Origin of the sequence: Lujinxingia vulgaris, from assembly GCF_007997005.1 — a bacterium.
Lineage (GTDB): Bacteria > Myxococcota_A > Bradymonadia > Bradymonadales > Bradymonadaceae > Lujinxingia.
This window is the reverse complement of sequence record NZ_VOSL01000011.1, coordinates 73,115-86,675: the sequence shown is the minus strand read 5'-3', so window position 1 is coordinate 86,675 and position 13,561 is coordinate 73,115. Positions and strand designations below refer to the sequence as shown.

At 65.2% G+C, this 13,561-nt stretch carries 10 protein-coding genes; 5 read left to right on the top strand and 5 right to left on the bottom strand.

Annotation, left to right across the window (positions count from 1 at the left end; translation table 11 throughout):
- From FRC96_RS21675 to FRC96_RS02310, 3 genes are all read left to right on the top strand, one after another.
- Positions 1-201: hypothetical protein (locus FRC96_RS21675; protein WP_230469786.1), on the top strand; the 201-nt coding region annotated here is incomplete at its 5' end.
- Between the two features lie 376 nt (positions 202-577).
- Positions 578-1,486, top strand: coding sequence for a UTP--glucose-1-phosphate uridylyltransferase GalU (galU, locus tag FRC96_RS02315; RefSeq protein WP_146972422.1), 909 nt, complete (start codon positions 578-580; stop codon positions 1,484-1,486).
- Positions 1,476-2,051, top strand: a complete 576-nt coding sequence (locus FRC96_RS02310) for a hypothetical protein (RefSeq protein ID WP_146972421.1) — start codon at positions 1,476-1,478, stop codon at positions 2,049-2,051. Before galU ends, FRC96_RS02310 begins: the two co-directional genes overlap by 11 nt.
- Here FRC96_RS02310 and FRC96_RS02305 read toward each other — a convergent pair.
- From FRC96_RS02305 to FRC96_RS02290, 4 genes are all read right to left on the bottom strand, one after another.
- Positions 2,048-5,122 (bottom strand): heavy metal translocating P-type ATPase, encoded by a 3,075-nt coding sequence (locus FRC96_RS02305; protein WP_146972420.1) that lies wholly within the window; start codon positions 5,120-5,122, stop codon positions 2,048-2,050. The genes FRC96_RS02310 and FRC96_RS02305 overlap by 4 nt on opposite strands.
- A gap of 30 nt (positions 5,123-5,152) precedes the next feature.
- On the bottom strand, positions 5,153-6,061 hold the full coding sequence (locus tag FRC96_RS02300) for a prolipoprotein diacylglyceryl transferase (protein ID WP_146972419.1): 909 nt from the start codon (positions 6,059-6,061) through the stop codon (positions 5,153-5,155).
- A 274-nt stretch (positions 6,062-6,335) separates the two neighbouring features.
- Positions 6,336-7,376, bottom strand: coding sequence for a chorismate synthase (aroC, locus tag FRC96_RS02295; protein ID WP_146972418.1), 1,041 nt, complete (start codon positions 7,374-7,376; stop codon positions 6,336-6,338).
- Positions 7,376-9,259 carry a shikimate kinase gene (locus FRC96_RS02290; protein WP_146972417.1) on the bottom strand — a complete coding sequence of 628 codons (1,884 nt, stop codon included), beginning with the start codon at positions 9,257-9,259 and terminating at the stop codon, positions 7,376-7,378. Before FRC96_RS02290 ends, aroC begins: the two co-directional genes overlap by 1 nt.
- A 170-nt stretch (positions 9,260-9,429) precedes the next feature.
- Here FRC96_RS02290 and FRC96_RS02285 point away from each other — a divergent pair, with 170 nt between their 5' ends.
- Both FRC96_RS02285 and radA read left to right on the top strand, forming a co-directional pair.
- Positions 9,430-11,613 (top strand): OmpA family protein, encoded by a 2,184-nt coding sequence (locus tag FRC96_RS02285; protein WP_146972416.1) that lies wholly within the window; start codon positions 9,430-9,432, stop codon positions 11,611-11,613.
- Between the two features lie 9 nt (positions 11,614-11,622).
- A complete protein-coding gene (gene radA / locus FRC96_RS02280) occupies positions 11,623-13,053 on the top strand; it encodes a DNA repair protein RadA (RefSeq protein ID WP_146972415.1) in 1,431 nt (476 codons plus the stop codon).
- 27 nt (positions 13,054-13,080) lie between these two features.
- Here radA and FRC96_RS02275 read toward each other — a convergent pair whose 3' ends face one another.
- Positions 13,081-13,464, bottom strand: coding sequence for a high-potential iron-sulfur protein (locus FRC96_RS02275; protein ID WP_146972414.1), 384 nt, complete (start codon positions 13,462-13,464; stop codon positions 13,081-13,083).
- Positions 13,465-13,561 lie beyond the last annotated feature (97 nt).

The following is a 13,561-nucleotide window of genomic DNA, read 5'->3' as shown; positions in this document are numbered from 1 at the left end:
AAAGTCTCGGTCGCCGAGGTTGTGAACAGATCGAGCGCCTCGAAAGTCTCGGTTGCCGAGGTTGTGCTCGGTGAGACGTGGGCGCGAAGCGCGAAGGTTGAGGTTGGGGAGGGGCGGAGGCCCGCGGAGGTCTGGTCTGACGAGGTTTTCGAGGGTGGGATGGGGAGAGATGGTGCGGTTGGCGAGGTTTTGGCCGGTTGAGGGCTCGCGCGACATGGCGGGGAGATCGGTGACCGGGGAGGACGCGAGCCACTGTGCTTGTAGCGGTGGGTTCAGGGCGGAGAGCGTGGGCGACGATCCAGGGGAGGGAGGGCGAGTGCCGAGAGGCAGGGGGTGTAGATGGGATAGAGCTATGTTCGGGGTGCAGGACACTGTGCGAGAGCGGTGTACGGGAGGTTTGTTCGGAGAGGTGCTGGGTGGTGTTGCGAGGGCGTTGATATTTGGGAGGGCATGGGGGGCGAAGTTGACACTCAGGGGTGCTGCGCGATAATCGCGGGCTGCTTGATGATGGCGTGACGCGGGGAAGGGAAGGAGCGTGCGCCGAGATGACATGACCCAAGACTTGAGGCGAGACGAGATGGTTCCGAATCCCGAGAAGAAGACGGTTCGCAAGGCGGTGATTCCGGTAGCGGGTTTTGGGACACGGCTGTTGCCGGTGACCAAGTCGGTGCCGAAAGAGTTGTTGCCGGTGGTGGATGTGCCGGCGATTCAGGTGGTGGTGGAGGAGTGTGTTCAGGCGGGGATTGAGGAGGTTATTCTCATTACAGGGCGGGGCAAAGGAGGGGTTGAAGATCACTTCGACTACAACTTTGAGTTGGAGAATATCCTGGAGGTGAGGGGGAAGGTTGAGGAGTTGGAGCGCGTGCGCTCGATCAGCCAGATGATTCGGACGGTAGCGATTCGTCAGAAGAAGCCGCTGGGGCTCGGGCACGCGATTTTGTGTGCACGCGAGGTTGTGGGGGATGAGCCCTTTGTGGTGGTGCTTCCTGACGACTTGATCGGGTCGAGCCCGTCGGTGACGCGGCAGTTGATCGAGGTGTACGAGCGCTACGGGCAGGCGGTGGTGAGTGTGATGCCGGTCGGAAAGGATGAGGTGTCGCGCTACGGGATTATTACCGGTGAGAACTGGGCGCCGGGGCTTCATCGGGTGCGCGGGATCGTGGAGAAGCCGGACACTGAGCTTGCGCCGTCGAATCTTGCGGTGATCGGGCGTTATCTTTTGCCGCCGGTGATTTTTGACATGTTGGCGGAGGTGGAGCCGGATAGTTCCGGTGAGATTCAGCTGACGGATGCGCTGAGTCGTTTGAGTCGAGAGCGTGCGTTGGTGGGGTATGAGTTCAAGGGGCGCCGCCACGATATTGGCGATAAGCTGGGGTTCTTGACGGCGAACATCTCGTATGGCCTTCGGCATCCGGAGTTGGGCCCGAAGTTGTTGGAGTATCTGCGTCGGAAGGTGCGTGAGGCCGATGAGGCCGATGCGACGTAAGGGAGCCTATCAGGTCGCGGCGTGGGCGGTGGTGGCGGTTGTGTTTGCCTCGGGGCATGCGCAGGCGTCGCCGCCGCCTTTTTTGTTTGGTGTGGAGGCGACGGGGCAGCGGGCGGTGGCGAGGCAGGCGCAGACCTGGGTAGCACGCACGGTGGAAGGAGAGCTGCGCGAGTATTGTGGGCGAGGGGTGCTGCGTGATGAGCGTGGGCGTGTGGTGACGTTGAGTGGACGCTCGGATTGGCCGTGGGGGGCGGTGTGGGCGCTGTGGTGGTCTGGGGATGTGGCGGCGAGTCTGGAGTCGCTGGGGTTGAGGGTTGGGCGTGAGCGGTCGTGGGTGGATGTGGTGGAGGGGGAGCTTGCGTACTGCTACGCGGGGGAGGCAGTGGAGCTGTGTGTGGATGAGGGGTTGCGGGAGGTTGTGTACGCGCGGGTTGTGTGGGGCGGGGCGCGCTGGGAGTTTTGGATGGAGTCGGAAGGGGAGCGGGGGAGGGTGAGCCTTGACGGGGTGGTCAGGGTGCAGCTGGAGGCGAGTTCCTGCGGGGAGGATGATGCAGGGGGGCGTTAAGGTTTGGTGAAGTCGCGGCGTTTAAGCAGGAGGGCGTTTGTGACGACGCTGACGCTGGAGAGGGCCATGGCCATGGCAGCGAAGGCGGGGCGGAGCAGGCCGAGGGCGGCGACCGGGATGAGGACGGTGTTGTAGACGAAGGCCCAGAAGAGGTTTTGGCGGATTTTGTTGTAGGTTGCCGCGGAGAGGGCGATGGCGCGGCGGACACCGTCGAGGGATGAGGTCATCAGGGTGATGTCGGCGGATTCGATGGCGACGTCGGTGCCGGAGCCGATGGCGATGCCGAGATCGGCCTGAGCGAGTGCGGGGGCGTCATTGACGCCGTCGCCGATCATGGCGACGACTTTCTGGCCCTGGTTCTGGATGTCTTTGACGGCGGCGGCTTTGTCGCCGGGGCGCACTCCGGCTTTGACCCGTTCCGGGGGGATGCCCACGCGCTCGGCGATGATGCGGGCGGTCTGGGGGTTATCACCGGTGATAAGCCAGGTTTCGGTGCCACGCTTGTGAAGCCATTCGATGAGGGCGGGGGCGTCGTCGTGAGGGGCGTCTTCGACGGCGAAGAGGGCCAGGGGGGTGTCAGGTGAGGCCATGGCGACGACGGTTTTGCCCTGGTTTTGAAGGCGTTCGAGGTGGTGGGATGGGAAGGAGGCGTTGCAGGTGTCTTGAACCCAGGAGGGCTTGCCGATGGCGATGGTCTGGCCGTTGTGGGAGGCGGTGACGCCGTCGCCGGCGATGGTTTTGAAGTCGGAGATGGCGGGGAGGTCGAGGCCGCGTTCCCGGGCAGCGCGCAGGATGGCGATGCCGATGGGGTGTTGGCCGGCCTCTTCGATGGCGGCGGCCAGAGCGAGGTGTTCGTCGTCGGTTGCGTTGAGGGCGATGACGTCGGTCAGGGACATGTTGCCGGTTGTCAGGGTGCCCGTTTTGTCGAAGACCACGGCGTGCAGGGCACGGGCGCGCTCCAAGGCCTGGGCGTTGCGGATAAGGACGCCGAGGGAGGCGCCTTTGCCGGAGCCGACCATCATGGCGGTGGGTGTGGCCAGTCCGAGAGCGCAGGGGCAGGCGATGACGAGGACGGCGACGGCCGGGAGGATGGCGGCGGAGGGGGCGTCAAGGACTGCCCAGGCGATGAAGGTGGCGATGGCGATGAGGATGACGGCGGGGACGAAGATGGCGGAAATGCGGTCGACGAGGCGCTGGATGTTGGCTTTGGACTCCTGAGCTTCTTCGACTTGTCGGGCGATCTGGGCCAGGGCGGTGTCTTTTCCGACACGGGTGGCGCGGAGGATGAGTTGGCCGTCGGTGGAGATGGTGCCGCCGATGACGGCGTCGCCGGGGCCGCGGGTGACGGGTACGGACTCTCCGGTGACCATGGCCTCGTTGACGTCGCTCTGTCCTTCGAGGACTTCGGCATCGGTGGGGATCTTCTCGCCGGCGCGCACGCGGAGGAAGTCACCGGGTTGGAGTTGGGCGACGTCGACGGCGGTCCAGTCGCCGTCGCGCTTCACGAAGGCCTGTTTTGCGCCGAGGTCAAGGAGCGCTTCGATGGCCTCGCCGGCTTTTCCTTTGGCGCGGGCTTCCAGCCACTTTCCAAGGCCGATGAGGGTGAGGATCATCGCGGCGCTTTCGAAGTAGGGGTGGGCGTGTGCGACGCTCCCTGTGATGTAGAGGATGCTGATGATGGTGGAGAAGACGTAGGCGGTGCCGGCGCCCAGGGCGACGAGGGTGTCCATGTTGACGGCGCCGTGGCGGGCGGCAGAGAAGGCGCCTTTGAAGAAGCCCTGGCCGACGTAGGCGATGACAACACCGGTGAGGTAGATGAGTGTGATGAGGCGCGTGGCTTCGGCGGCGAAGTTTGCCTGCCAGTTGAGCCACATCGGTCCCATGTCGAGGAGCATGATGGGGAGGGTGAGGATGACGCCGGTGGTCCAGCGCTTTTTCCAGAAGTCGGCTTCGGCTTTGCGGCGCTCACTGATGCGAGACGCGCGAGGCGGGGCGGATGCTGAGGGGGCGGTGGAGGTCGAAGGAGTAGGTTCTTCGACCTCGTAGCCGGCGGCGTGGATGGCGTCGATGAGGCGCTGGTGGGAGGGCTCGGTGCCGGGCTTCCATCGCACGCGCGCCTGCTCGGTGGCGAAGTTGACGCGGGCCTCGGCGACGCCTTCGACGTTGGAGAGCGCGTTTTCGACGCGCGCGACGCAGGAGGCGCAGGTCATGCCACGGACTTCGAGGAGGTCAGCGGGGATGTCGATGGGCTCAACTGGGGCTGAGCCGCCGGGCTCCGCGGGCCCCGTTGATGGAGATGAGGGCGGCGCCGCTGATATTGTGGTGGAGGTGATTTCTTCGGGTGGTCGGGTAGGGATCGCTGGAGCGCGCTCCGCGTTGGTGGGGGACGCGGGGTAGCCGGCGTCGGAGATGGCGAGCGCGATGTCTTGGGGGGTGAGGCTAGCGTGGGAGGTGAGGGTGATGGCTGCGGAGTTGTTCTCGCGGTCGACGTGGTGTTTGGCGATGCCGGCGAGGTTGTCGAGGGCGTTCTGAACACGGGCGACGCATTTGCCGCAGGTCATGCCTTCGACGTTGAAATTCAGGGTTTTGGTCGGGGCCGCTGATGTGCGATCGGGCAGCAGTGAGGCCGGGTAGCCGGCGTCGGAGATGGCGCGGGCGATCTCGTCGTTGGAGGGCGCGTCGGCGCCGGCCAGAGTGACGGTCGCGAGGTTTGCCTCGCGTTCGACGTTGTGGTCGATGACGCCGGGGAGGTTGTTGAGGGCGTTCTGGACGCGGGCGACGCATTTGTCGCAGGTCATGCCTTCGACCTGGAAGGCCAAGACACGGGGCGACGCGGTGGTTGAGCGGGGGGAGGGCTCAAGAGGGGTGGCGAGGTAGCCGGCGTCGGAGATGGCGCGGGCGATTTCTTCGCTAGAGGGCGCGTCGGCGTCGGCCAGGGTGATGGTTACGAGGCCGGCTTCGCGGTCGACGTTGTGGTCGATGACGCCGGGGAGGTTGTTGAGTGCGTTCTGGACGCGAGCGACGCATTTGCCGCAGGTCATGCCCTGAACGTGAAAGGTGATCGCAGGCATGGTGCACCTCCCCGGCGCATGGAGTGCGGGTTACTTTGATGACGGCGTGGGCTGGTCTTTGTCTGAAGGAGGAGTCTCAAGCCCTTTCCAGGTTTCGACGGGTTCGTTGCGGAGCTTCGACCAGAGGAAGAGGCCGAGGATGAACATACCGATGGCGACCCACTGAGCGGGGGTGAGCATCAGGTAGCGGGTGTCGCCGTGGAGGCCCGCTTCACCGGGGGCGACGCGGAGGAAGTCGAAGAGGAAGCGGAAGGGGGCGTAGAGCAGCGGCAGGGTCCAGAGGTAGTAGCCGCGACGCTGAGGCTTTCGGCCTTTGTAGAGGACGAAGAGGGTGAGGAAGAAGAAGACGATGGCCTCGTAGAAGCCGAGGTCGTGGCGGGGCACGCCGTCGGGGTATTGGAGGGCCAGGGGCCAGATTTCGGGGAGGGAGTCACCGAAGATCGAGCGGATCCACTCCCAGACGATGAAGTCTGTGGCGTCGGCGCCGGGGTGATCGTGGACGAGTGCGCAACCGATGCGGCCGAAGAAGAAGGCGATGGGCAGCGTAAAGGCGGCGACGTTGGACCAGCCGATGTGATCTTCGTAGGGGTTACGTACGCGCCAGATGAGGAAGGCGATGACGCCGCCGATTAAGCCGCCGACGCTGGAGATGGAGCCCCAGACCTTAAAGAGGACCAGGGGATCTTCGAGGATGATGTGGGGCTGGTAGGCCACGACTTCAAAGACATGGCTGAAGCACCAGCCGAAGATGAGCAGCCACATGCCGAAGTTTTGCATGCGGTCGCCGGAGACGCCCAGGATCTTCTGGCCACGGCTGCCGAGGATGGAGAGGGCCAGGGCGACGCCGATGGCGACGGAGAGGCCGAAGGAGTGGAGGGTGAGCGGACCCAGCTCCCAGGGGCCGAGCTGCCAGTAGGGAAGGACCCCGAGCAGGTTCATGGTGAAGCTCCAGTCAGATATGGCGGGCCTGAGGAGGCCGTCCACGTGGGTAAGAAGTGCTGAACGTCAACAAAAGCAAAGCGTATGTGTGGGTCGGGGCGCGAGGGCAGGCCCGGCCGGGCGGCATGCGTACCGCATTCATGGCGTGGGTTCAATTCGCACGGGCGGTGGCTCATTCCCATGAAGTTGGAGGTTGGGTTTGTTGTACGATGAGGATGGGATTTGCAGGTGCTGAGTGAGAACGCGCGCATGGTTGTGAGCGCAGGAGTGTCGGTCAGGGGTTGTGGTGCTGGTTGAGTCGGCTGGCCAGGAGGAGGTCGGCGAGGACGAGGTTTGCCATGGCTTCGACGACGGGGACGGCGCGGGGGACGATGCAGGGGTCGTGGCGGCCTTCACGCGCCATGGAGCCGATGGTAGAGGCGGGTTTGAAATACACGCGGAGGGTGATTCTCTGACCGTTGGAGATGCCGCCCTGGATGCCGCTGGCGGCGGGGCTTATGCCGGCGGTGGGGCCGTCGCCGGGGATGCCGGTGTGGAAGTCGACGCCGCGGGCGGAAGCGGCCGCGGGGGCGTCGCCGAGGGAGACGCCGACGACGGCGCCGATGCCCATCATGGCGTCAGCGAGGCGCGCTTTGAGTTTGGCGAAGACGGGCTCTCCGAGACCGATGGGGCAGTGGTCGATGCGGAGCTCTATGACGCCGCCGCGGGAGTCGCCCTGTGATTTGCACTCGACGAGTTCTTGAGCGATGCGCTCGGCGACGTTGAGGTCTGGGCAGCGGGTGGGGTGTTGGTCGATGAGTGCGGTGGTGAGGTCTTCAGGGATGGAGAGGGCGATGTGATCGCCGATCTGGTGGGTGAAGGCCACGACGCGGGTTTGCTCCGGGAGGAGGCGGGCGGCGAAGGCGCCTCCGATGACGCGGCAGAGGGTTTCACGGCCGGAGGCGCGGCCGCCGCCGCGGTGGTCGCGGTGTCCGAACTTCTCCTGCCAGGTGCGATCGGCGTGGCCGGGGCGGAAGTAGTTGGGGTCGTAGTCGCGGGAGCGCTGGTCAGTGTTGTGGACGACGACACAGATGGGGGTGCCGAGGGTCTTGCCGTCGAAGACGCCGCTGAGAAGTTGGGCGCGGTCGGCTTCAGAGCGAGCGGTGGTGATGTTGGACTGGCCTGGACGTCGACGGTCGAGGTGGGGTTGGAGGTGGGTGGCAAGATCGAAGTCGACGCCGGCGGGCATGCCGTCGATGACGGCGCCCATCGCCGGGCCGTGAGATTCACCGAAGGTGGTCAGTCGAAGGTACGTTCCGAAGGTGTTTGCAAACATCAGCTGCTCCAGAAGGATCGTTGTGCGAGGGCCTGGGCGTCGAAGAAGGTGTCGCCGCCGAGGTGAAGGGTCGCGTAAGGGGGAGGTTGCACGTTGGCGTAGTGGAGGTCGAGCCAGGCTTGAGCGGGAGGAGGGGAGCCGGCCGCGGTGTGGGCGAAGGATGCGGCGGCGTTGATGATCAGGGAAAGGGGAGGGAGGTTGTCGGGGGCGCTGTCCCAGCCGGCGCGAGCGGAGAGGTGCGCGACGACGGAGAAGTCGGAGTCCTCGAGTGCGCGTAGAAGTGCGGGGCTGACGCCGCCCTGGCCGAAGATCAGGGTGGGGCCGGGTGTGATGCCGGCGCCGATGAGGGCCTGAAGCGAGGCGCGCATGCCGATGTGGTCGGTGTCGGTGCCGGCCCATCCGTGGGGTGTGCGGCGGAGGGTGTTGAGGGCGTGGTCGGCGCCGATATGGCGGGCAACGTGACGTTTGAGTGGCGAGGTGACGGAGACGCCACGGATGTTGATGTGATGGAGGAGCGCGAGTGTGTCGGGGAGGTCGTCTGCGGGGGTGGGGATCTTGAGGTAGCCCAGGTGGTGCTCGTTGTCGGGGCTCTCGGAGCGCAGAGCGGCGCGTCGGTGCCAGAGGTCGCCCTGGCTCCGGGCGACGGGGTCGCCGATGAGGGCGTCGAAGCGGGTGGGGGTTGGTGATGTGAGGGAGGGCAGGACGTTTTGGAGATCGAGGGCGGAGGGGTGGTCGGGGTTGCGGCTGGCGAGTCCGACGGGGAGGTAGTGAAGAGCGTTGGTGGCGCTCAAAAGGTGGCGGACCCAGGCGGCGCGGGGGCCCTGGGGGATGATGGCGAAGGGGTGAGGGCCGGCGTCGAAGGTGGCGCGCGTGTCGAGGGCGGCGCGGATGGCGGCGGCATCGGGGGCCAGCGGGGCGTATTTGAGGGTGATGCGTTCGGGAGCGATGTTGAAGGCGGTTGCCAGGACGCCCGCGCCGTCGAAAAGTTCGGAGAGGTCGGCCGGAGCGGGGTGTGCCGGGTGTGCGGAGAGGATGAGTGAGGCGGGGAGATGGGGACGAAGGTCGTCGATGTGGCGCAGGGTGTCGGGGAGGAAGCGTAGATCGATGTCCCAGGCTCCGGCTTCGGGGATGTTGCGTAGCCAGCGGGGATCGGGGGTGCGCAGGGAGAGGAGGAGGTCGCCGGGGTGGTGATTGTTCTGGAGGAGCTCGTCAGGAGCGGGGAGCGTCGGGAAGATATCGCTGCGAACTTCGACTCTGCCCATGTCCAGGAGGGCGCGATCGTGGAGAGCCCGGCAGAGATCGTCGGGGATGAAAGGGACGAGGGCGGTGCGGGGGGCTAGAGGGGAGCGAGGGACCTGAGACACCCAGTCGATGAGGGTGGCGAGGTCTTCGGCGGCGCGCTCGATCGTGCGAGCTCTGGGGATGCTCAGTTTGAGGTGTGCGGCGTCGAGCCAGTGTGGCTCGCGGGTGCGAATCATCCACCGGTGTTCTTCATCGAGCGAGAGTTCGGGGCGGACGCGGGGGCGGTTGCTCGAGGCGACGGTGGATTGCCAGCCGTCGCGGCTGATCCAGATGATGATGGCGCCCGGGGGCAAGGTGTTGAGACCAGCGCCGGCGGCGATGATCGGCGCGTTGGTTTGTGCGGTCAGGGTGCGGGCGGTGCGGGCCTCGATGGTGCGGAAGGACTCGATGTCGCGGGCGACGAGGTCGTCGATTGTCGTGCCGGATTGTTCGGCGATGACGTCGTCGAGGTCGAAGAAAGGGCGTCCGAGCCGCGAAGCGGCGAGGCGTCCCAGGGTGGATTTTCCCACCCCGCGGTGGCCAACAAGGAGGATTGGGGGCGTGTGGTGGTCTTTGCGCGTGGAGGGGGAGGAGGGACACATAGGGGCTCAATAAAGTGGGAAACTTGCAGGTCGGGCGCTGGTGGGCGATGGTGGGCTCGCTGATAGATTCGCAAAACAGGCCCGGCGTGCCATACTTCGCCCGCTTAGAACAACCGAGAAGTCCGTCGAAACGGCGCCGGCGGCGTCACCAACGGGGTATCCCAGTGAATATGACAACGAAAGAACGCGCGCTCGGCGCGCTTATTGCGATCGCGATGATGACTTCGACCTCGGCTTCGGCTCAAGGGCTGCCGAGTGCGGAAGATATGTGGAATGAGGCGCCGCCGGCGGAGTCGACTGAGGAGGTTGATGCGCCAGCGGAGGAGGAGGCTCCCGCTGAGGATGCGGCCGTTGAGGAGGCGCCCTCGGACGAGGCCGAAGCTGCGGAGGTCGTCGCGGAGGCCGAGACAGAAGATGACGGAGCCGAGGTTGAAGACGACGCTGCGGTTGCGAGCGATGAGGGTGCCGGTGCGGTCACCGATGAAGGCGAGGAGCCGGTTGAGGCGGAGCGCGTGCGTATCTCTCCGAGCATGAACCTTGAGGGGGCGCCGGGCTTTCACGGGATCGCGTCGGCGATTAGTCCCGGGGCGTTGATGTTCCAGGTCGGTTTTCTGGGGGAAGCGTCCGGCGGGTCGAACGTGATTCGGTTGAATGATGAGAACCGGACGTTGAGTGGTAACGTGGCGGTCAGCGGTCAGATTGTGGAGAACTTCGGGTTCAACTTCAGGATGCAGGCGCGCAACAACATCAACACGTTTGGTCGCCCGCAGGCGATGCTCTCGCAGGGGGATGTGAGCGCGGGTGTGATCGGGCGCTACGAGGTGTCGCCGGGGGTGTGGCTCGGTGGTGACTTGAACCTGTTTATGCCCTCGGGCTTTGGCGGGGTGGGGCTGTCGGCTTCCTCGCTGAGCCTGCGTCCGCGTTTTCTGGCGAGCTTTGATATCGGTGAGATGAGTCAGCAGCAGGGAGGCGGGGATGTTCCTGTGGTGGGTCACTTCAATGTGGGCTATCGCTTTGACCAGAGTGAGAACCTGGTGCCGGAGGGCGTGCAGCTCGACCGGGTGGAGCGCTTCGCGTACGGGATCTCGGCGTATGATCTGGTGGAGTTCGGGATCGGTGCGGAAGTTCCCTTGCCGTATGTGACGCCTTTTGTGGGCTATCAGCTGGCGGTGCCGGTTAACGGGCGAGGCGGAGTGTGTGATGAGGACCGTGCGCTGGCGTGTGTGTCGGATATCGGCGGGGCGGCGTTCCCGCAGAAGATCAGCGTGGGCTTGAAGGCCGAGCCGCTGGAGAATCTCGGGTTGCACGCCGGGGTGGATCTGGGGCTGACGAGCTCGGATGCGGAAGGGCTTCCGGTGACGCTGCCCTATAACGTGATCTTCGGGATGAGCTGGAACATTGATACGAGTGGTCCCAAGATCATCATTGAAGAGCGTGAAGTTGAGAAAGTCGTCGAGGTGGAGCCTACCCTTGGTTACGTGGTCGGCACGGTTGTCAATGCCGAGACTGGCGAGCCGGTAGGGGATGCGCGAATTTACTACACCAACCAGACGCTTGCCGGTCAGCTGAGTGGGGCGGAGAACGGTGTGTTCCGCTCCTACGGGTTTGAGCCGGGTGAGGCGCTGGAGCTGCGCGTGGTGCATCCGCACTATGAGGAGGCCGTCGCGAGCACCACGGTGGTTGAGGGCGAAGGGACGTTGGAGGTGAAGCTGACTCCGCTTCCGCGTCAGGCGTGGGTTCGCGGGCAGGTGACCGATGCCGAGGGCGGGCCACTGGCCAATGCTACGGTGCGCTTGAGCGGTGAGGATGGGCCTGTTGAGGTGATGACCGATGAGGAGGGGCGCTTTGAGGCGGAGTTGCAGTCCGGGGAGTACACCGTGGCCGCGAAGGCCGAAGGGTATCTGACGGCTGGCCAGGACGTGAGCCTGGAGCCGGACGCGGAGATGCAGATGGTGCTCTCGCTCTCGGAGGCCGGTGAGCAGCTGGTTGAGTTGAGCGAGGAAGAGATTCGCATCAACGAGCGTATCTACTTTGAGACAGGGGCGGCGACGATTCTGGAGCGCTCGTTCAACGTGCTCAATCAGGTGGCGGCGGTGCTGTTGGAGAACCCCCAGATCGAGCTGGTTCAGATTGAGGGGCATACCGACGACGTGGGTGATAGCGAGTTCAACATGGAGCTGTCGCAGGCCCGCGCCGAAGAGGTTCGCAACTACCTTGTGGAGCGTGGGATTCGCCTGGAGCGTCTGGGGGCGCAAGGGTTTGGTTCAGAGCGTCCGCTGGTTCCGAATACGTCCAACCGCAATCGCAGCTTGAATCGCCGGGTTGAGTTCAAGATCCCGAGCACTGAGGAGTAAGGAGAGTCGATGGCCAAAGCGCGCACCCTGTACGTCTGCAGTAGCTGTGGGCATGAGTCGCCCAAATGGATGGGAAAGTGCCCGGGTTGCGAGGACTGGAACACGCTGGAAGAGGAGGTGCGCGAGCGGCCGTCGGCCAGCGAGCAGGCCGCCGCCGGTAAGCGGGCGGGATATGGTGCGGAGGGGGGCGCCAAACCGGTACGCCTGTCGGATGTTGTGACGGAAAAGGGCGAACGCATCTTTAGCGGGGTGGAGGAGCTGGATCGGGTGCTGGGCGGGGGCTTTATGCGCGGGGGCGTGGTGTTGCTGGGGGGGGATCCGGGCATCGGCAAGTCGACGTTGTCGTTGCAGGTCGCCGGGATTCTAGCAGAGCAGGGGATGGACGTGCTCTATGTCTCCGGGGAGGAGAGCATGGGGCAGATTAAGATGCGGGGGGCGCGCTTGAATGTGGAGGTGGGCCAGGTTCAGGTGGTGGGGGAGACGAGCCTGGAGCGGGTGGAGGCGTTGCTGGAGGAGCATAAGCCGGATTTGCTGGTGCTGGACTCGATTCAGACGCTGGCGACCGAGCGGTTGACGTCGTCGCCGGGGAGTGTGGCGCAGCTTCGGGAGGTGACCGGGACACTGACGCAGCTGGCAAAGGGGTTGCAGATGCCCACGATCCTGGTGGGTCATGTGACGAAGGAGGGGGCGATCGCCGGTCCGAAGGTGCTGGAGCATATGGTGGATACGGTGCTCTATTTTGAGGGGCAGGCCGGGTTAAATTTTCGGATCTTGAGGGCGGTGAAGAACCGTTACGGGTCGACGAACGAGATCGGGGTGTTTGAGATGCGTGGCGACGGGTTGCACGGGGTGGAGAATCCGTCGGCGATGTTTCTGGCGGAGCGGCCGCTCGGAGCGCCGGGGAGCGCGGTGGTGCCGGTTGTGGAAGGGACGCGGCCCTTGCTGGTGGAGGTGCAGGCGCTGGTGAGTGCCAACAACTACGGGCCCCCGCGGATCACCGCGATCGGGGTGGATCAGGGCCGGGTGATGCTCTTGCTCAACATCATTGAGAAGCGCGCCGGGTTGAAGGTGGGCGGGCACGATGTGTTTGTGAATGTGGCCGGGGGGGTGAAGGTGGTGGAGCCAGCGGCCGACCTGGGGATCGCGTTGGCGATCGTGTCGAGCTTTCGCAACCGTGCGTTGCCGCAGGATACGGTGACGTTTGGGGAGTTAGGTTTGACGGGGGAGGTTCGCGCGGTGAGCCAGGCGGTGGGGCGTCTGGTGGAGGCGAAGAAGTTGGGGTTCAAACGCGCGCTGAGCCCGCGGGGCAACGCCCCGGGGATTGAGACTTTCGTGGATGCGCACGCCGGGGCGCTGGGTGAGCTCAAGGTTGAGACGGCCCGCACCCTGGGCGATGCGCTTCGCTCGGCGCGCCTGGTGGAGAGCGCCGAGCAGGGCTGAGGCGAGGGCCTCAGCGCGGGGGCGGCGTCAGGCGGCGGGGGCCCAGATGCGGCACCAACCGCCGGGGTTGATGGGACCTGCGACGACGGTGCAGCCGCCGCAGTCGGCGCCTGCTTCAGGTTTGGTGTAGAGGGCGCAGTTGTCGCAGCGCTGTTCGGGTTTGGGCGTCTGTTCGACGTAACCGTTGGTCGTGCGTGTGGCGATCTGGGCCTCATTGAGGCCGGAGGTGTCGTCACAGCTGACTGCGGGGGCGTCGCCCTGGGCCTGCCCCTTGCGGGTGGAGCCTGTGGTCTGAGATTCGCCGGACGGTTCGCAGGCCGCGAGGAGGGAGCCGGCGCCGGTGGCCAGGGCACCGAGGATGGCGGCGCGTTCGAGGAACTGACGGCGGTTCAACAGCTTCTTCTCACTCATTGTATCACTCCGGGGTTACGATTCGATGGTTGTCCCGACCGCATCGGTCGGGCGCTCGATCAATGATAAGCACCGGGGCCAGTGAGAAATGAGGCAG